Raw genomic sequence first — 20,640 nt, forward strand, 5'->3', positions numbered from 1 at the left:
AGGAACTTAAAAAAAACAGTAGCAAACATTTGTTTACTACTGTTTAAAAATTATTTTTTTATTTAAAAAAAATTAAATGAGAATTAATTTTTGTCCCAAATCAATTTAGTGGTTAGTAAATCACCACCTATATTAGAGGATGCTTGTTGATAATTTTCGCCGTTTAACTGAGGGGAGTTCACGGGATAATTAAGGCGACTTGGCATTTCTGTCAAATTGTTTAAAGCTTTAAAGGTATAGGTTGTTGCACCTTCAAAAGGATTATTCAAGGCATAAGTACCGCCTGGTTTCAAGATTGTATTAGGGAATCCAGTTCGTCTGTGTTCTGACCAGGCCTCTGTAGGCTGCATGTAAAGCGCTATGTATTTTTGAGTCAACACATTTTCTTTTGATGGTGGTGCCAGGTTCGTTAAGTAGGTACTAATTTTAGCTGCTGTGACTCCCCAACGTTCCATGGAAGCTCTTACGCCATTGGTGTAATTTGTATTGTTCCAATTGTTATTTTCGGCTAATAAAAATTCAACTTCCGCATATTCCATAAAGTATTCAGTATAATTAGTTTTAAGAATATTAGAACTAAATCGCGATGTATTAGGTAACTGTGATGGTGCTGATGCACTAGGAATTCCATATGGCATTCCGATATATTGGGCTAAATCATCAGTTTCTGTATACAAGTTGTTACCCACATCTTCTAAGGATGCAGTTATTGGAGCTGCATATTTTTGCAACCTTGGATCCGCACCATTGTTTCCTAAAGTTCCTTTTAATAAGTCTACAAAAGTATTAGAAATCGTAAAATCATCTCTGTTGTTTATAAAAAAAGCAATATAGAGTGGGCTAGGATTGATGGCATCATTTTGATAAGTCAAGCCAACATTATCTGAATTTGAAAGCATAACGCCCGAAGCGATTGCATCAGTAATGTGACCTTCGGCACCAGAAACAACTCCTTTTACTCTGTTTGCTATTCGTAAGCGCAGGGAGTTAGAGAATCTTTTTAGTTTTTGAGCATTTCCCTGAAAAAGTTGATCCCCTCGGGTAAAAACTACTTCAGTAGCTACAATCATTTCAGAGGCTTCCTGTAATTCTTTTAGAATATCAGCATATATTTTTTGCTGACTGGCATATTTGGGTTTCAGAATGCCTTTTTCTAATTGTAAAGCTTGAAAATCGGCATCACTATTTCCGTAAGAGTAATAAGGGACATCACCATAGGTGTCTACTAATTGAGAAAAAGTATACGCCAGCATTATTCTTGCCGCAGCTATTTGATTGTCATTATTTCCATAAGATGACATTTCAGCTCTTGTTGCAGGATCTACATTCAAATCTATGACTAACTTATAATTATTGGCAGCTAAATAATAGGAGTTGTATAAAGCAGTATTGGTTTCCTGTCTGAATTGGAAGCGATCCTCTTCTGTGTAATTTGTCTGTGCCGAATATTGAACCCATGGTAAAGTCATTCTAGCAGAAGAGAATGGGCCTCTGGTTCCGTCCATAATGGCTTTATTGGCAAAGTTGAATACTCCATAGCTAGGTACGGATACCGGTCTGTTTGGGTCATTGTTGATTTCTTCTAAATCAGCGGTGCAGCTTGTGGTTACAAGTATAGCAATAAATGCTAAGGCAGATATGATTCTTTTTTTCATGATTTTTTTATTAGAATTTAAATTCCAGGTTCATTCCGTAGGTTCTGGTAGAAGGCAATGAACCTCCTTCGATACCTTGTGTATTGCCACTTCCGTATGAAGCCATTTCTGGATCCATTCCTTTCCAGGCCAATCCCCAAGCAAATAAGTTTCTTCCATAAACAGATAGTTTAATACTGCTAAAAGGACTTTCTTTTTTGATTGGCAAGTTGTATCCAAAAGATACTTCTCTTAATTTGATGTAATCAGCATCAAAAACATTTTGAGCATCTACAGTGTTGTAATGTGCTTGTGCCCATGTTCTTGCAGGAATATTTTGTGTATTTTGTGTTCCGTCAGCCAAAACACCATCTACAACAATTCCATTTTCTCTTATTCCGTTTGCTGCAGAATTTTCAAGCATTCCAGAATAAGTTCCCCACATGTGAGTAGTAGAGAAATAACTACCACCTTTTTGAATGTCAATTAAAGCACTCAAGCTAAAGTTTTTATACCGGAAAGCATTTCTTATTCCCATGTTGTAATCCGGTATAATAGATCCGAGTGATTTTTGTTCAGAGGCTACGTAATTTCCATCTGCTCCCACTAGCTTGTTCCCATTGTTGTCATATACAAAGTCAGTTCCGTAGAGTTGACCGTATTTTTGACCTACAACAGCTAATAAACGTGCTCTAAAAGGCCCTTGTGCTAATTGTAAACTCGTTACATCTTCGAATAATTCGACTAATTTGTTGTCATTTTTAGCAAAGTTCCAAGTGATGTCCCAGTTGAAATCTTCAGTTCGTATCGGGTTAATGTTCAAGGTAGTTTCGATACCTCTGTTTTGTAATTTACCTGCGTTAATCAGTTTAGAGCTAAATCCTGTGCTCGTTTCTAATTGTATCGGTGTAATTAAATCAGTTGTAATTACGTCATAATAGGATACGTCTAAATTTACTCTTTTTTTGAATAAACTGAATTCCAGACCAATTTCTTTAGTAGTTTTCAATTCAGGTACAAGATCAGCGTTATTAGAGCTTAAAGCCGTACTATATCGTGGATCACCTTGAAAAGGAGAATAAACGTCAATATAATTTTGAAGACGGTAAGGTGATGTGCTGTTTCCGGCTTGTGCCCAACCTGCTCTTAGTTTACCAAAATCCAACCAATCAATATCAGTCAGTTCAGAAAAAATAAAACTACCCGTTACCGAGGCGTAGTTTACGGATTTGCTAGTGGTACTAAACCAGTCATTTCTATCCGTAACTTCAAGAAATAACATGTTGTCATATCCCACCGAAGCAAAACCATAAAGACTATTAGTGGTCATGAATTGTTGCTCATTAGTAGCTAGAGCTTGTTCAGAACTGTTGGATAAGTTATACAATCCTGGCAATACTAATCCTCCTACAGACTCTCCGCGAATGGAGTTGAAGGAATAATTTCTTCTGTTTGCACCTAAAAACGAATTAACACTAAATTTTCCTATTTTTTTGTCAAAATGGACTCTTCCTTCATAATTGAAATCACTTAAAGTTCTGGTTTGATCCGTATAACTCGATTGAGCCTGTGAGCCTATAGCGACTCTTTCACTTACTCTAAAAGTATAAGTGTCAGCATACACATTTCCTACTACATATAATTCATCAGTGATGTTATATGTCAATTTAGCGTTTCCAAAAAGACGGTTTCTTTTGTCTTCGGATGTATTTTCATTGATGGTCCAATAGGCGTTGTCAGAATAATTAGGTGTAGCATCGTCAAAACCTTTTCTATTCCAAGTTCTTTGGTCGCCATTGGCCAGTTTGTAATCCTTTAATTCATTGTAGTCCAATTGTCTTTGTCCCCATTGAAAGAATTTTTGTCCTAAACTATTGTCTCCATATCCTTGTTCGGGTCTGTTAAAACCTTTGGTCAAAGTATAGGTAGCCATAGCTTCTACTTTTAATTTATCCGATATTTTAGTACTCGCATTAAAAGAGAAGGTGTTTTTGGACAGTCTGCTATTTGGAACGATTCCGTCTGTACTTTGGTTCGCATAGGCAACTCTGATATTAGAATCTTCGGTTGCTTTCATGAAAGAGATCGAGTTGTTGCGTGTTACACCAGTTCTAAAAAAAGAACGAACATCGTTAGCAGGTGCAACCCATGACCTTTCTTTTAGAAAATCATTAGAAAATTCAGGATCAAAAGCATTCCAGGGAAGGTATTTTAAATTGGGATCGTATTTAGGTCCCCAGCTTTCATCTGTTCCATAATCAGGAACGTTGTATGTGGTTCCGTTTATGTTAGCTGTTCCAAAAGTAGTTGAATTACCACCACCATAAGAGTTTTGAAGGTTTGGCATGATGTTGATCGATTCGAGAGTGATTCCACTGTTGAATTCGATTACACCTTTTCCTTTTTTAGCTGATTTTGTAGTGTACAAAATGGCACCGTTACCGGCTCTATTCCCGTAAAGTGCGGCAGCAGGACCTCCTTTTAATACCGTAACGGATTCGATATCGTCTGGATTAATATCCGCAGAAGCGTCTCCATAATCCCTACCTCCGGCTCCTCTTTCGGTATTGGAGTCGTTATAATTACCATTGTCTAAAGGAATACCATCTATCACAATCAAAGGTTTGTTTTCTCCGGTTACGGATCCAATACCTCTCATGATAATTCGTGAAGAGCCTCCCATTGTTGATGGTGCAACTACTTGAACCCCTGCCACATTTCCAGAAAGAGCTGATACTGCATTGTTTTGACCACCTTGAGATAGTAAATCACCGCCTACTTCCTGAGTTGCATATCCTAGTGATTTTTTTTCTCTTTTGATTCCAAGGGCTGTTACTACAACGCCTTCTAATTGTACAGCATCATCTTTCAGTTTGATTGTCAAATTAGTTGATGAAGCTAAGACTTCTTTACCGATCATTCCAATGTAGGAAAAAACCAGCATTTGTTCTGGTGCTACCATGATTTGAAATTTACCGTCAAAATCAGTCTGAATTCCGTTTGTGGTTCCTTTAACCAGAATGTTAACTCCTGGAATTGGTAATCCGCTTTCGTCGGAAACCAACCCGGAAACCATTCTTTCCTGAGCAAATGTAACTTGCGAAATCAGTGCTATTGCCAGCACCAAAAAGCTATTAAACATTAATTTCATATTAAAATATTTTTGAATTAGATCTTCAAAATTCTTAATAAATTCTTAACATTCCTAATTAAAACCTATTAAATATTAACGATAATTCAATATATTGAACAAATACTATTAATTATTCAATTTTTTTATTCAAAATAAATTAAGTATAATTGTGTTTTTTATCATAAAAAAGCACCTATTGATCTCAATATTATGATAATTTTTTGCGGATGCTTAATCTAGATATTATATGTGGAAATGGAAGGAGTAGTTAAATATTATTAGTTTTTTTGCTTCGAAAAAGAACGGTATTCGGCACAGTTATATTGCTAGGATTGAAAAACTGATTTGTATGAAGATACCTAATGAATTAATAATTAGGGCTTTATTTTTATACTGCCTTGGAGATTGCAAGTAACGATACTTATTGCGCTTTTTTTTTAATAATATCGAAGTTTTAAGTACTAAAGATGTCTTTGTCTTGTTTTATTTATCCTAAAAAAATACAGTATTAAATCAAACAAAAATACGAAAGAGGTTAGGTAGTTTAAACAGATTTAGCGGACACTAATGGTCTTTTATTAGTTGAGAAACTGCAGGATGCTTGTTATGTGTATCAGCAATTAGAGTCTAATGGAAGGAATATTTTAATGGTAGTGCCTTCATTCTCTTTTGAAACAATACTGAAAACACCATTTATTTTTTTTATAATTGTTTTGCTTAGATAAAGGCCCATGCCTAATCCCTGTTGTTCTCTCTCTTCTCTTTTGAATTGTTGCGCAGCACCAATTTTATTTAATTCAGCAGAACTAAACCCTATGCCAAAATCTTTAATAACCAGTTCATAGTATTCCTCATTATATTTTTGGCCGGAAACAATAATTGTAGGATCCTTTTTAGAAAATTTCAATGCATTATCAATTAATTCAAATAGGATGAATTTTAAGTGTCTTTGACTAATTTTTATAGTAGCTTCATCTATTTTGAAATTAATTGTATTGTTTTTTTTATCATAAATCTCAAAAATTTTGCTTGTAGTATTTACAAATGTCGTCGCTATTTCAGTTTTTGACTGGTGATCAAACTCGATTGTATTGTTTTTAAGATTTTGATAGAGTATTAAGTTTTGCATTGTTCTGTTTAATCGTTCTCCAGAGACCCTTATTGAATCATAAAATGTAGCGATTTCATTTTTTTTATAGTTTTCTGTAGCATCCATGAGCAATTCTATTGAACCTAAAATCCCGGAAAGAGGGGTGTTTATTTCATGTGCAAAATGATTTTTTTTGCCAATATATAAATTATTATTGGCATTCTTTATTTTTTCAAATCGTTCTATTTTTACATCTATTGTTTTTATTAACTCTTTGATTTTAAATGGTTTTGATAAAAAATCATCAACGCCTTCTAACAGGCATTTTCTCATCAAATTATTTTCTTTTTTTGCTGTCAGAAAAATAAAAGGAATGGGGCTCAAAGATTGGTTTTCTGAGATTGTTTTATGGAATACATGTCCGTCCATTACGGGCATCATTATATCGCATATAATTAAGTCAGGAATCCAGTATTCTAGTAGATCTAAAGCGTTTTGGCCATTAGAGGCAACTTTTACCTCGTAATTTTCATACCTTAGAAGTTCAGCAATGGTCTCTCTAATATTTGGGTCATCATCAACTAAAAGGATATTATTTTTTTTCATAAGGGAAAATTAATTTTATTCGAGTTCCAATGTTTTCTTGAGTTTTTAGTTCTATTTTACCGTTTAAAAAATCTGTAAATTGTTTTACAACTGCTAATCCTAATCCGGAACCAGTTATTGCTGTTGTATTTGAAGCTCTAAAAAAGGATGTAAATACATATTGAATATCATTTTCGGGAATTCCAATTCCAAAATCAATCACCTCTATTTCTAGTTCTTTTTCTAAATAGGTTATAAGGAGTAAAGGGTCTGGTTTTCCTTTGGAATATTTAAAGGCATTATTAATTAGATTCGTTAGAATGTGAGTCATTAAGATTTCATCAGTAATAAAAAAATGTTTTTCACCTTTTATTTTAACTTGAATTTTGCGTTTGTGATGTTGATTATTAAAATAAAGATTTAATAAGGAGTTAATGAATGTATTAAAATCTAGAACTTTTATTGTTTTTTGAATTTTTTCCGATTCGTATTTTCCAAAAATTAATATGTTGTTCATTAACTCGATCATTCGATCTACTTCATTTTTTATTCGTAACGTTATTTTTTCTAAGGATTGGTGTGTGTGTTTGTCAAAATGATCTAATTTAAGCTCAATGAGTTCCGCACTGGAATAAATAACCGTCAAAGGGGTTCTAAATTGATGAGACGCCATTGTAATAAACCTAGATTTCATTTCGTTAAGTTCTTTCTCTTTTTCAAATGCTATCTTGATTTCTTCGGTGGCTTTAATTCTATCGCTGACATCTCTGCTGGAAGTTTGCATACCAATGATTATGTTTTCATGATTTAATATTGTTTTTAAAGTGGTTTCCAGCCATATATAGGCATTGTCTTTTTTTCTAAAACGATACGTTACCGTTTTGTTTTTACTGCAATTAAGAAACGCTTTATAATAATTCAACATGTCTGTATGATCGTCAGGATGGATGTAATCAAATATTTTTTTGTTTATTAATTCATCAGGTGTATATCCTATTATTTCTTTTGAAGAATTTGAAATATAGTAATAACTTCCGTCCATTTTTTGTTGACAAATTATATCGGTTGTATTTTCTGCAATGAATCTAAATTTAGCTTCGGACAACTCTAATTGGTTTTCTTTTTCTTTAATCTCACTAATATCAGTATGTGTTCCAATGACTTTTGTCGGCTTTCCTTTTTTATTTTTTTTAAGTATTCCGGAATATTTTATCCATATTATATGTCCGTCTTTATGAATCATTCTTGAAGTTCCTTCATACCGATTTAATTTTTGCGTAACAAAATATTCTAAATCGATTGCAATTTGAATCATGTCCTCTGAGTGAATGCTTTTTTGCCATAATTCTTTATCTTGTATGATTTCTTCTTCAGTATATCCTAACATTCCTTCCCAATTATGAGAGTAGGTTGTTTTCTTAGTTTTAATATTCCATTCCCACATTGCTTGATTTGAACCGGCCATGTAAAAATCAAATCTTTCCAAAGTTTTTTTTAATTTTATATTAATTTTATCTTTGTAAAGCCTGTCTCCAATATTTTTAGTAACTGTGTGTAAGGTTTTAATTTGTTCCTCTTGCCATTTTCTTTCCTCTTTGCATATGGTGTAGCTGATCCAGCCCCAGAATGTAGTTTCCGAAAATATAGGGGTAAATAAATAGGATTTTATTCCTTTTGTTTCCATATATTTTTTAGAAATCACATTTTTATTGTCTCTGACAAGACCATGCAAAGACTTGTTTTTTGATAATATTTCATAAAGTTCTGAAAAATTATCGTAATTATGGTCGTTTTGATTAGGATTGTTAATTTCATTATCTGGTCTTTTATTGACAGAATGAAAGGTTATTATGCCGTTTTTTGTTTTGTTCTTATAAATAGTATAGCTGTCGATTTGTTGTTCTTTGGCAATGTCGCTTAAGTATAAGTCTAAGGCGTCATTTATGGAGTGTTTTTTTAATACAGTATTAGTGACTTTAGAAATGTTTATTAAGAGATTTTTCATCAATCTAGGACGGTTTTATTTATTTGATTTTTTCAATATAATAAATCAATTTTATTAAGACTAATTTATTTCTAATAAAGCATACGCCTTTCTGTTGTATGCGCAAAATTATTTTATCAGATAAAAAAATAATTGTAATTCAATCGGTCTCTTTTGTTAGATTTTTTAGGTGTAATTGCTTCATTTGCGAGGTGTAGTTCTTTAATCATAAATAAAGATATTTTAATTTTAATTTATATGAATACTAGTCCTAATGATTTAAAAAATAATAACAATAATTTAAAATAAAAATAGTTAATTTAGGTGCATGATAAATCAAAAAAGCGGAATAGTATTGATTGAAGATGATGTAGCGCTTGGCAACTCAATCTCGGAGTTATTGAGCCTGAGTGGTTTTAATGTGAACTGGTTCAAAGACGGTATTGATGCACTGTTATACTTAAACAAACACATACCCGATATTATTATTAGTGACTTGATGATGCCTAATATGAATGGAGAAGATTTGTATTTTAATATAAAAAAAAATGGTAAACTAAACGCAGTTCCATTTGTAATAATCACTGCTAATATAGACGATAGCGTTCAGTATAAGCTACTTGAAAACGGAGTCAATGATTTTATAGTAAAGCCTTTTAAGGTTAGAGAGTTAATTTTTAAAGTCAATAATTTACTTGAATTCAAAAATAATATAGAAAAAAAATTCAAACCAGATCCGTTTTCAAAAGTTACTATAAAATTATCTGAAAAAGATTTTCTTACGAGTGTAAATGAACATTTGTTGAATAATTTGAAATTGAATGTTGATATAGATGAATTGTCCAAACAGCTTTTTATTTGTAAATCAACTTTAGATAAAAGAATCAGAAAACTGACAAATAAGAACATCAGCCAATATATGAGAGAGTTTCGATTGGATTACGCCATTAAGCTGATCCATCTTGGAGAAAGAAACATACAGTTCTTGGTTCATGAAACAGGATTTAATTCATTTTCATATTTTACCACTAGTTTTAAGTTATATAGTAATCTGACGCCCAGAGATTATATAAAATCCATCCATAATGACAGTAAATTGCTGGAGAATAACTAAGAAAATAAGGAATAATTAATTGTTGTGTTTTTTTAATTTATTAATAAAGGTCTGGACTTTTTACAAGTAAAAAAAATGAATTTACCGAAGTCATAACTCATTTTAGAAGAGGGTGTTACAATAAAAATTCTAAGATCGTTGTCTTGTCGCTTCACATAAGAAAGCACCACAGGCTACCGAAATGTTTAATGATCTAATGCTTCCAAACCATTGGAAGTTTTGCTTTTTTATCAACAATTTCAAGAAACGAAGGATTTACACCACGATCTTCAGATCCTATAATAATCGCTACGGGTTCATTAAGTAAAATGTCATATATATTGATCTGTTTTCTCAATGGCCACAACGTTCTTTATACCAGTAGCCTGCAACAAAAAAATAGTGTCTTTGATGCGTCCTACGGTACAAATAAGAATATTAAAAACGGCGCCTGCAGATGTTTTACCTTATCATCGTTTATTGGTGCTGAACCTGCTTTTTGAACGATGATTTCATTTACTCCTGTACATTCGGCCGTTCTTTTGATAGCACCAAAATTATGGGCATCCGATATTTACCAAAATTAATAACAAAAGTTTCTTTCCATTCTCTATTACGGATTCAATCAAAGATTCTAAATCAAAAAAGGAAATTGTCGGGATAGTTGCCACCGCACCTTGATGATTGTTAGGAGTCAATCTGTTTAGTTTTTCAACTTGAACATACGAAAAGTTGATGTTTCTGCGCTTCATCACTTTCATTAAGTTTTACATTAGTTTGCTTCTTGCTTCCTTTTGAATATAAACTTTGTCTACTGTTGCACCCGCTTATATAGCTTCAATTATCGCTCTAATCTCAAATATTTTATGTTCTTTTTCTATCATGCAAAAGATATAAAAAAAAACCACCCCAAAAAATGGGGTGGTTTTAATAATTGAATTAAGTGATAACTAGAATTTATCCCAGAAAAGTTTTGTTGTTTGTTTATCACCTCCAATTGCGGCAGATGCAGCAGTATAGTTGGCGTTATTTAAATTTTGTTCATTAATAGGGTAGGTGTATCTCGTTGGAACTGGATCTTCAGATACTGCTGGTAAGTTAAAGCCAGGGAAATCATAACTTCTCCAAGCAGTCCATGCTTCGTAACCTCTGTTATACATAGCTAACCAAAGTTGGGTACCAATTTTTACTCTCCAAGTTCCTTGTGCTGTGGCATAATTTACTTTAGTACTTAATAAATAATTAGCTGCATTTGGAGCTCCCCAATAGTCAAATGATGCAGTAATACCTTTATTGTAAAAATCAGCAGCTGTAGCAGGTGTTCCTGATATAGAGCGCTCCGCTGCGTCCGCTAAGTAAAAGCAAACTTCTGAATAATCTATTAACGATGCTGGATTAGTTGGGTCTATTACTCTTGCGCTTACATGAGTGTAAGATGAAAAAGCATTATTATCACCATAAGGTCCGCCTTCGTAAACACCTGCCCCTTTATTTTGATCGAAGTAAAAAGGTCTTCTAGGGTCATTAAGATCATTCATTTTATCCACTAATGTATTAGCAATAACAAAATCCGATCTTCCTGATTGTACTAAATCAACCCAAACTGGATTAGTATTGGGAGTAGCACTGGAATAAGCTAAAGCAGCATTATCGGCGTTTGATGTGAATACTCCACCACTAACAGCCGATTTAATTGCAGCAGTTGATTGAGCAGTCATTGCCGAAACATCCGCAACTCTTACTCCCATTCTTAATAACAATGAATTACCGAATTTTTTCCATTTAGCTGTATTTCCTCCGTAAATATTATCTGCTGCTCCAAAACCGGTGTTAGATAAGTTTGGAATTGTAGCAGTTAAACGAGTAAGCAAATCGCTGTAAATTGTCGCTGCGTCATCATATTTGGGTAATACGTATTTACCTGCATTCAACGCTTGAGTATATGGAATGTTTCCAAAAGTTTCAACCATTTGCGCCCAAGTATAAATTGCCAAAATCTCAATTTGAGCATTTCTTGTTTTTCTGGTAGCCTCTGATATTGCAGTATCTGCATCATTATTTGTTTTTGCAGTTGCTAAATCCAATAAAACATCTCGGTACATTTCAGACCAGTGGTTTTGTGGGATATTACGAGTATTGAAATCATAATTGGCTTCATCTACGTAAGTTGTCTCAGTCCAATGTTGACCTAACATCCTAAAGATATTTGTATTTACATTGGTGCTGGTCATCTGATCGAACAAACTCTTGGTCGCAGCATTGAATAAAAAATCTGAACTAACCTGAGTAGGGTTCTTTGGATCTCTATTTTTATCTTCATATTGGTCGTCAGATTGACATGATACCATTAAAGTAATAATAGTTAATGTTGTTAATATTATTTTTTTCATAATTTAATTTTTTAAAACTGTAGTTTAAGACTTGCTCCGACTTCTCTTATTGATGGATAAGCTCCCGATTGGTATCCTTGAACATTTCCAGAACTTAGACCAGCTTCAGGATCTGAATATGGAGTATTTTTATCAATAATCCATAGATTTCTTCCAATTAACGATACAACAATATTAGTGAAAGGAGAATTTTTTAATGTTTTAGTACTAAAGTTATAACTTAAACTTGCCTCACGTAACTTCACGTAACCCGCATCATAAACATGAAGTTTATTAGGGGCTCTAGCGTAGCCCCAAGCTGTTGTATATACACTTCCATTAGCTCTAACTGCATTTGGTGTTCCATCAGGAGCCACACCTGGTAAAATAAATCCACCACTATTAGCTCCATAGTTTCCTGGTGTTCCAACAATTGGATCTCTAACAGGGTTACCTAATTCATTATTGGCAGCTGAGAAATCATACATTCCTGTCGCATAACCATACCATGTGTCAAGGGAGAAAACATCTCCACCTTTTTGCATGTCAATTAAGAAGCTTAAATTGAAATTTTTGTATGTGAAACTGTTGTTAAGGCCTGCTTTCCAATCAGCATTGATATCTCCAATAACTATGTTATTTGCACCTGTTCTTTGATACGTACCAATTCTAGATCCGCTTCCTGTCTGGTTAACGATTGGTTGGCCATTATCAGCATAAATAAAATCACTACCTCTGATGGTTCCGTAAGGTTGTCCAGGGGTAGCATTAATAGAAACGCCACCTTGTAATGAAGCTAATTGTAAATTTTCAATACCGTTCAATAATTCAACAACTAAACTCTTATTTTGAGACCAGTTCAAATTTAAATCCCATCTGAAATCATTTGTTTTTAGTGGTGTTCCATTAATCTGGACCTCAAGTCCTTTGTTTTCGATTGTTCCAGCATTTAAAACTGCTGAATTATATCCTGTAGCCGTTGATAATGGAATACTTGTAATTTGATTGATATTTAAGTCATTGTAATAAGACACATCAAATCCAAGACGTCTTTTAAAGAAAGTCATTTCTAAACCAAATTCATAACTTTTTTGTCTCTCTGGTAAAAGGTCCAAATTATTTTGAGCACCAGGATTTGAAGCAATACCAGTTCCGTTAAATGGAGTTCCAATATCGAATGTGTTGAACACACTGTATGGTGTCGTGTCGTTACCTACTTCAGCGTAATTAGCTCTTAATTTACCAAAGGATAACCAGTCTACATTAATATATTTAGAGAAAACTAAACTTCCAGAAACGGAGTAATAGCCGTATCTGTTATCTTGTTTTGGTAAATTTGATGAACGGTCACTTCTGTAACTTCCTTCTAAGTAAGCAAAATTATCATAACCTAAACTAGCTCTTATGTAAGCACCGTCAACCATACTACTTGCTTCATATTCTTGCGGTGCAAGAATTGGACTAACACTGTTTGAAAGTGAATAAAGACGCGATTTGTTTAAACCTCCGTTAGTAGTTGCAAAAATACTGTTTCTAATGTTGTTTCTAACATTATAACCTATGTTGCCTTCTAAATTTAATTTTTCAGTTAAATCTTTATTGAAGTTTAACATTAAATCGTAGTTGTATTCTGATACATTATTATTGTTTCTTGAATATTTAGATACGTCTGCACTTCCAACATTTGTTCTTTCCTCTTGTAATTCACTGTAGGTGTCAAAAGAGAATCTACCCATTATGCTCAACCAATTAGTTAATTTATCATCTAATGCTATATTACCAAAGTATCTTGATCTTGTATCTGTTTGATAATTTTCATAGAATGTCCAATATGGATTATCTGAATAAATGGGTTTTAAATTAGTAGAAGAGTTTGGATTCCAAGTGATGTTCTCTCTTGTAAGTAAATAAGCAGCTTTTTGTTCGTCGAAATCAACGTTCATTTGATTCCATTGTCTAAACTGTTGCATTACGTTTGTAGAAGAATAACCTGTACCATTTCTCCCTTTTCCATCAGTTTTGATAAAATTAAAACTTGCAGAAGCTTTTAATTTTTCAGTTAAATTATGAGTTCCTGAGAAAGAGATTGTATTTCTTTTAATACCACTGTTTGGTAAGTTGCCTTCTTGTAATAAGTTGGTAAAACCTAATCTAAAAGAACTTTTATCATCCCCGCCATCTAATGAAACAGAGTTTACAGCAGTACTTCCAGTACCCCATACAGAATTTGGAGTTGCTTTACCAGCAACCCAAGGAGTCGCTTTTCCGAAAGTTTCAGTTAATTGAGGATAAATAGAATTCCATTGGTAAATTAATAACGATGGGTTAAATGCTGCTCCATAAGAAGCATCTTCAGTAAAAGGAGTTGTTAAATCATCAACACCGTCTCCGTTAACGTCAGCCAATCCAAAATATCCATCAGCGGAGTCATAATAAGGACCATATCCAGCTCCGTATTTATTTTGATATCTAGGCAAAGTTTCTTTGTCTGCTCTCCCTAAAGTTAAACTCGAACTAATAGTGATTCCAATACCGTTTTGACTCTTCCCTTTTTTAGTAGTGATCATTACAACACCATTAGAGGCACGAGAACCATAAAGTGCAGTTGCAGCAGCTCCTTTTAAAACATTAATAGATTCAATATCATCAGGGTTGATATCGGATGCAGCATTACCGTAGTCATATCCACCTCTACCAGCTTGTTGATCCCTTGTGTTTGAGTTGCTGTTATCTATTGGAACACCATCAACTACAAATAATGCTTGATTATTTCCTTGTATTGAGTTATTTCCTCTGATAACTACTTGTGTGGACCCACCTAAGTTTCCTGAAGTTTTAATTTCTAAACCTGCAACTTTACCAGATAGCGAGTTTACAAAGTTTGAACTTTTTACTAGGGCTACAGCGTCACCTTTAACTTCCTGAGTAGCATAACCTAGAGATTTTTTCTCTCTTTTAATCCCTAAAGCTGTTACAACAACACCTTCAAGTTCTAATGCGTCACCTGCTAATTTGACACTTACAATCGACGAACTAGCTGCTACTTCTTTGGTTTTCATCCCAATGTAGCTAAATACCAAGACTTGGCTTGGTGTTGCTCTGATGGAATATTTCCCATCAAAATCAGTTTGTGTTCCAGTATTTGTTCCTTTCACTAATACACTCACGCCTGGTATTGGCAATCCTGCATTATCAGAAACAACACCTGAAACAGATCTTTCTTGCGCAAAAGTAAGCTGCGCCATAAGTACTACAAGTAGTACAAAGAATCCATTGAACTTTAGTTTCATTTTATAAATATTTTGAATTAGTTTAGCAAATCTCTTAATAATTTGTTAATATTCCTAATTATTTATCGTTAAAATTTAACAATAATTTAATATTTTCAATAAATACTATTAATTAGTCAATATTTTTGTTTTTTTTAAACAAAAATCAGGAGATATCTCATGAAAACATAATATTGTTTAAATAGGATGATAATTGTTTGCGGATATCTAGATTTTTTTTACTGCTATGTTTGTCTGTAGTGTAAATGTTCTGTTAAAAAAAGTATGGGCTGGATATTGTGCCTTACTGGATGCAAAGAAATAGAGACGAAAACTGTTTGCCATGTCAAAAAATGTTTTCTAATTCTTTTATTTAAGTTTTGAAGTAAATTAGAAATTAATTTAAGATGCTGTTCGCAATGTTTTTTGATATTTAAATTTTGACTATTTTTAATAGAACAAAAGTCGTGTAATCGGTTTCTAATGTTTTAAAAAGTGACATTATAGCTGATGTGTACAATTGTATTGTTGATTTCTATTGGTTGATTTGTGGTGCTCCCACTGGCAAGTGCTAATTTGAATAATCCATTTTTTGTTAGTAATCCCAATCCCATTCCAATGCCTATTAAGTTTTCTTTTTTGTCTTGTTGGTCTATTGCGGATTTATCTTTGTAAATACTGTAATCTAAAATTGAATGAACGTAAAGATTGGGAGATACAATATAGCGATACTCCGTGAGTAGTGAAGTCATGAGGTAGGCTTGCAGGCTATTTTCAGCAAAACCTCTTACGCTGTTGAATCCCCCAAAACGATATAATTCGTTTGTGACATAATTATTGCTTTGTAGATAATAATTTAGACTATTTACATAGATGGAATTTTTTTTATTCAGGTTAAAGTTGTGTACACCTTGAATGTTTATAAAAAACTGGTTGCTTTTTGTTGTATTTTCGGATAGGGTATAAAGAACTCTGCTTCCTATTCCGGATTGTAGTGTGAGACTTGATTTTATTGAAAAAACAGAATTGGCTGTGTTTAATTTGATATAATTAAAACTTGACGTTAGGAACGAATTATTGAAATCGCTAATTGGATTATTGTTTAAATTTTGGATAGCGCTGGATTCTGTTTTTTGGTATCCTAAATAAAACCGGGTGTTGTAATTAATGAAGTAGCTCAGGTCTATTGCGGTTTTAGTGTTTTGAAAGGTTGTGTCTTGTCGGAATAGCTGAATCTGTGCTTTTAGGCCTATTGGAGTTTTTAGTAAATAGGGCAATTCTACACTTGCTTTAAATGTTTTTTGGTCATTGCCATCGCTTTTCCAATATACTGAAAGTTGTTCGCCGGTACCTAAAATATTTTGGAGTTGTACATCTAAATATCCATTCAATGTGATTTTTTGATTTTCATTGTTAGTAAATCCAATGAAACCGTCAAATGTGTTTGATTTTCTTTTTTGAAGATATACGTATACTTTTGTGGTATCTTTTGTAAATAAAATTTCCGGATATTTTATTTGACTGATGAATCCAAAATTTTCAAAATCAGTGTAAATCTGATCGAGTACTTTTTGGTTAAAAATGCTTGTTTTGTATTTTCTGTTTAGTTGAGCAAAATGTCCGGATGGGAATTTTGTAGTTGAATTTGTGTCTTCATAATTTATGGTTATCGCATTTAAGATTCTTTTTTTGTCAGTTTCTATTTTTAAATTGGCATACAAAACGGCATTTATTCTTTTGATGTTTGTCAGCTTTAGTTTAGCTAATGCAAACCCATTTTGTTCTAGTTCTTGTATTTTTTTACGCAAGTAAAAATCTATTTCTGGGTAAGGTAGTATAATAGTATCTTCTTCTTCTTTTAAAAGTATAGGAAGGTTTGGTTTTTTGTTGCTACCTATATATATATGTATCGCTTTTATTTTTTCTCCTAAATGTATTTTAGCAAGATAACTGGAGTCATTTATTTGGATTGGTGGTCCGGTAATGTTGTCAATGTATCCAATTCTTGAAAGATCTTCGGACAGCCTGTTTAATTCAATTTCAATTGATTTTGTGTTAGTGTGTTTTGGGTTATATTTTAAAGAGTCGATTGTCTTTGTTTCCAATATTGATTTTCCTGTAATGAGTACCCGAAAGCTTTGAGCAGAGCAGTGTAAGCCCAAATTAAAAAGGAGAATATAAATAAGGAAGTGCTTCAAGTGAATTTTGTTTTATTAAATAGAATGTAAATATCTGCTTTTTGCGATTAAAATCGAATGATAAAATAATCTTATTGAAAATTAGTGGATTAACGTTTGTAGAATAAAAAATATTTTCTACATTTGCAACCCCGTAAAAAGCGGGAATTTAATATAATAAGAAATTTTTAGTATTAATTATGCCAACAATTCAACAATTAGTAAGAACAGGAAGAACTCAGATAACTAAGAAGAGTAAATCGGTTGCTTTAGATTCTTGTCCTCAAAGAAGAGGGGTTTGTACGCGTGTTTACACTACAACACCAAAAAAACCAAACTCTGCAATGCGTAAAGTAGCGCGTGTACGTTTGACAAATGGTAATGAAGTAAATGCCTACATCCCTGGTGAAGGACACAATCTACAAGAGCACTCGATAGTATTAGTTAGGGGTGGAAGGGTAAAAGATTTGCCAGGAGTTAGATATCACATCGTTCGTGGTGCCCTTGATACGTCAGGAGTAGCAGGAAGGACGCAAAGAAGATCTAAGTACGGAGCAAAACGCCCAAAAGAAGCAAAAAAGTAATTTAAAAAGTTATTCTTGTAAAGCCGCGATTCGTCGCGACTATATTAGTATGACGTTTTATTAAAAAAAAGACATGAGAAAAAGAGCGGCAAAGAAGAGACCACTTTTACCAGATCCTAGGTTTAATGACCAACTGGTAACACGTTTTGTGAACAACTTAATGTGGGATGGAAAAAAATCGACAGCGTTTAAAGTATTTTATGATGCAATTGACATCATTGAGTCTAAAAAACAAGATGCGGAGAAACCATCATTAGAAATTTGGAAAGATGCCTTAACCAATGTTATGCCTCACGTAGAAGTACGTAGTCGTAGAGTAGGTGGAGCTACATTCCAAATTCCGATGCAAATTCGTCCAGACAGAAAAATTTCTATGGCGATGAAATGGTTAATTCTTTATTCTAGAAGAAGAAACGAAAAATCGATGGCTCAGAGGTTAGCTTCAGAATGTTTAGCTGCGGCTAAAGAAGAAGGAGCTGCTGTTAAGAAAAGAATGGATACTCACAAAATGGCAGAAGCTAATAAAGCATTCTCTCACTTTAGATTTTAATTCTTAAGAAATGGCTAGAGATCTAAAATATACAAGAAACATAGGAATTGCTGCTCACATTGATGCTGGTAAAACAACAACAACAGAGCGTATATTATTCTACACTGGAAAATCACACAAAATTGGTGAAGTGCACGATGGTGCTGCAACAATGGACTGGATGGCACAAGAGCAAGAAAGAGGTATTACAATTACTTCTGCAGCTACAACTTGTGAATGGAATTTTCCAACTGAACAAGGTAAAGTTTTATCTGAAACAGCTCCTTATCACTTCAATATTATCGATACACCGGGACACGTTGACTTTACAGTTGAAGTAAACCGTTCTTTGCGTGTTCTTGATGGTTTGGTTTTCTTATTTAGTGCTGTTGATGGTGTTGAGCCACAATCAGAAACGAACTGGAGATTGGCAGATCAATACAGAGTTCCACGTATTGGATTCGTTAATAAAATGGATAGACAAGGATCTAACTTTTTGATGGTTTGTCAACAAGTAAGAGATATGTTGAAATCAAACGCAGTTGCAATCACTTTGCCTATTGGTGAAGAAAATGATTTCAGAGGTGTTGTGGATTTAGTTAAAAATCAAGCTATAGTATGGCATGAAGAAGGTTTAGGAGCAACGTATGATATTGTGCCTATTCCAGAGGATATGCTTGAAGAAGTGAAGGAGTACAGATCGATTCTTATTGAGGCAGTAGCTGATTATGATGAGACTTTACTTGAAAAATTCATGGAAGATGAAAACTCTATTACAGAGGAAGAAATCAATATTGCATTGAGAGCTGCTGTAATGGATATGGCTATCATTCCTATGATTGCTGGTTCTTCTTTTAAAAATAAAGGAGTTCAATTCATGTTAGATGCAGTATGTAAATATTTGCCATCTCCAATGGATAAAGATGGTATTGAAGGAATTCATCCTGATGATGCTGAATTGTTAGAAGAAGATCAAACTAAAATATTGCGTAAGCCCGATGTTAAAGAGCCATTTGCTGCTTTAGCTTTCAAAATTGCTACTGACCCATTCGTAGGTCGTTTAGCTTTCTTCCGTGCTTACTCAGGACGTTTAGATGCGGGTTCTTACGTTTTGAACACACGTTCAGGAAATAAAGAAAGAATTTCTCGTATTTACCAAATGCATGCAAACAAACAAAACCCAATCGATTATATCGAAGCGGGTGATATTGGAGCGGCAGTTGGATTTAAAGATATCAAAACTGGAGATACGTTGTGTGATGAAAAACACCCAATTATTCTTGAGTCTATGAAATTTCCAGCACCGGTTATTGGTATTGCAATTGAACCTAAAACTAAGGCTGACGTAGATAAAATGGGTATGGCTTTGGCTAAATTAGCTGAAGAGGATCCTACATTTACGGTTAGAACAGATGAAGCTTCTGGGCAAACTATTATCTCAGGTATGGGTGAGCTTCACTTGGACATCTTAGTTGATAGAATGAGACGTGAATTCAAAGTTGAAGTAAACCAAGGTGAGCCTCAAGTTGAATACAAAGAAGCATTTACAAAGTCTGCTCAACACAGAGAAACGTACAAAAAACAATCTGGTGGTCGTGGTAAATTCGGTGATATCGTATTTAGATTAGAGCCAGCTGATGAAGTTGATGGTAAAGCTCCTGTTGGATTGCAGTTCGTTAATGCTGTCAAAGGTGGTAACGTTCCTAAAGAATATATACCATCTGTAGAAAAAGGTTTTAGAGAAGCTATGAAAACTGGTCCTTTAGCAGGATATCAAGTAGATAGTTTGAAAGTAACTTTATTGGATGGGTCTTTCCACCCTGTGGATTCTGATGCACTTTCTTTTGAGCTTGCAGCAAGAATGGGGTATAGAGAGGTAGCTAAAGCAGCTGGTGCTGTTATATTAGAGCCAATCATGAAAATGGAAGTGATTACACCTGAAGAAAACATGGGAGATATCGTAGGTGATATCAACCGTCGTAGAGGTCAGGTAAATGATATGGGTGATAGAGCGGGTGCTAAAACCATTAAAGCCGATGTGCCATTATCAGAAATGTTTGGTTATGTTACTACTTTAAGAACTTTATCTTCAGGTCGTGCAACATCAACAATGGAATTTTCACATTACGCTGAAACTCCTTCGAATATTTCGGAAGCAGTTATCAAAAAAGCAAAAGGAAACGCTTAATCTTT

General features: G+C 33.7%; 11 protein-coding genes and 1 pseudogene. 4 read left to right on the forward strand and 8 right to left on the reverse strand.

What is annotated here, in order from left to right:
* Positions 1-83: 83 nt before the first annotated feature.
* From EKL97_RS03490 to EKL97_RS03505, 4 genes are all read right to left on the reverse strand, one after another.
* On the reverse strand, positions 84-1,655 hold the full coding sequence (locus EKL97_RS03490; protein WP_126568127.1) for a SusD/RagB family nutrient-binding outer membrane lipoprotein: 1,572 nt from the start codon (positions 1,653-1,655) through the stop codon (positions 84-86).
* A 10-nt stretch (positions 1,656-1,665) separates the two neighbouring features.
* A complete protein-coding gene (locus EKL97_RS03495; RefSeq protein ID WP_126458887.1) occupies positions 1,666-4,785 on the reverse strand; it encodes a SusC/RagA family TonB-linked outer membrane protein in 3,120 nt (1,039 codons plus the stop codon).
* A gap of 595 nt (positions 4,786-5,380) precedes the next feature.
* Positions 5,381-6,463, reverse strand: a complete 1,083-nt coding sequence (locus tag EKL97_RS03500; RefSeq protein ID WP_126554533.1) for a response regulator — start codon at positions 6,461-6,463, stop codon at positions 5,381-5,383.
* The gene (locus tag EKL97_RS03505) at positions 6,450-8,447 is read right to left on the reverse strand and encodes a PAS domain-containing sensor histidine kinase (protein ID WP_126568128.1); all 1,998 of its coding nucleotides are present in this window, start codon (positions 8,445-8,447) and stop codon (positions 6,450-6,452) included. Before EKL97_RS03505 ends, EKL97_RS03500 begins: the two co-directional genes overlap by 14 nt.
* A 307-nt stretch (positions 8,448-8,754) precedes the next feature.
* On the opposite strand from EKL97_RS03505, the gene EKL97_RS03510 reads away from it, so the two are divergent.
* Entirely contained in the window at positions 8,755-9,540 is a 786-nt protein-coding gene (locus EKL97_RS03510) for a response regulator (RefSeq protein WP_126568130.1), read from the forward strand.
* A 129-nt stretch (positions 9,541-9,669) separates the two neighbouring features.
* On the opposite strand, the pseudogene rlmB reads toward EKL97_RS03510, so the two are convergent.
* The 4 genes and pseudogenes from rlmB to EKL97_RS03530 all read right to left on the reverse strand — a co-directional run bounded on the left by rlmB (position 9,670) and on the right by EKL97_RS03530 (position 17,262).
* Positions 9,670-10,400: pseudogene (gene rlmB, locus EKL97_RS03515) on the reverse strand (23S rRNA (guanosine(2251)-2'-O)-methyltransferase RlmB).
* Positions 10,401-10,469: 69 nt separating this feature from the next.
* Positions 10,470-11,909 carry a SusD/RagB family nutrient-binding outer membrane lipoprotein gene (locus tag EKL97_RS03520; RefSeq protein ID WP_126458899.1) on the reverse strand — a complete coding sequence of 480 codons (1,440 nt, stop codon included), beginning with the start codon at positions 11,907-11,909 and terminating at the stop codon, positions 10,470-10,472.
* An 11-nt stretch (positions 11,910-11,920) separates the two neighbouring features.
* Positions 11,921-15,178, reverse strand: coding sequence for a SusC/RagA family TonB-linked outer membrane protein (locus EKL97_RS03525; protein ID WP_126568132.1), 3,258 nt, complete (start codon positions 15,176-15,178; stop codon positions 11,921-11,923).
* Positions 15,179-15,645: 467 nt separating this feature from the next.
* Entirely contained in the window at positions 15,646-17,262 is a 1,617-nt protein-coding gene (locus EKL97_RS03530) for a hypothetical protein (RefSeq protein WP_233588544.1), read from the reverse strand.
* A 272-nt stretch (positions 17,263-17,534) separates the two neighbouring features.
* Between EKL97_RS03530 and rpsL the strand changes: the two genes are divergently transcribed.
* From rpsL to fusA, 3 genes are all read left to right on the forward strand, one after another.
* Entirely contained in the window at positions 17,535-17,918 is a 384-nt protein-coding gene (gene rpsL / locus EKL97_RS03535) for a 30S ribosomal protein S12 (RefSeq protein WP_007136570.1), read from the forward strand.
* Between the two features lie 73 nt (positions 17,919-17,991).
* On the forward strand, positions 17,992-18,468 hold the full coding sequence (gene rpsG / locus EKL97_RS03540) for a 30S ribosomal protein S7 (protein WP_035668130.1): 477 nt from the start codon (positions 17,992-17,994) through the stop codon (positions 18,466-18,468).
* 10 nt (positions 18,469-18,478) lie between these two features.
* Positions 18,479-20,635: an elongation factor G gene (fusA, locus tag EKL97_RS03545; protein ID WP_126451835.1), complete on the forward strand. Its 2,157-nt coding sequence runs from the start codon at positions 18,479-18,481 to the stop codon at positions 20,633-20,635.
* Positions 20,636-20,640 lie beyond the last annotated feature (5 nt).

The organism is Flavobacterium sp. LS1P28 (assembly GCF_003970335.1).
GTDB lineage: Bacteria > Bacteroidota > Bacteroidia > Flavobacteriales > Flavobacteriaceae > Flavobacterium.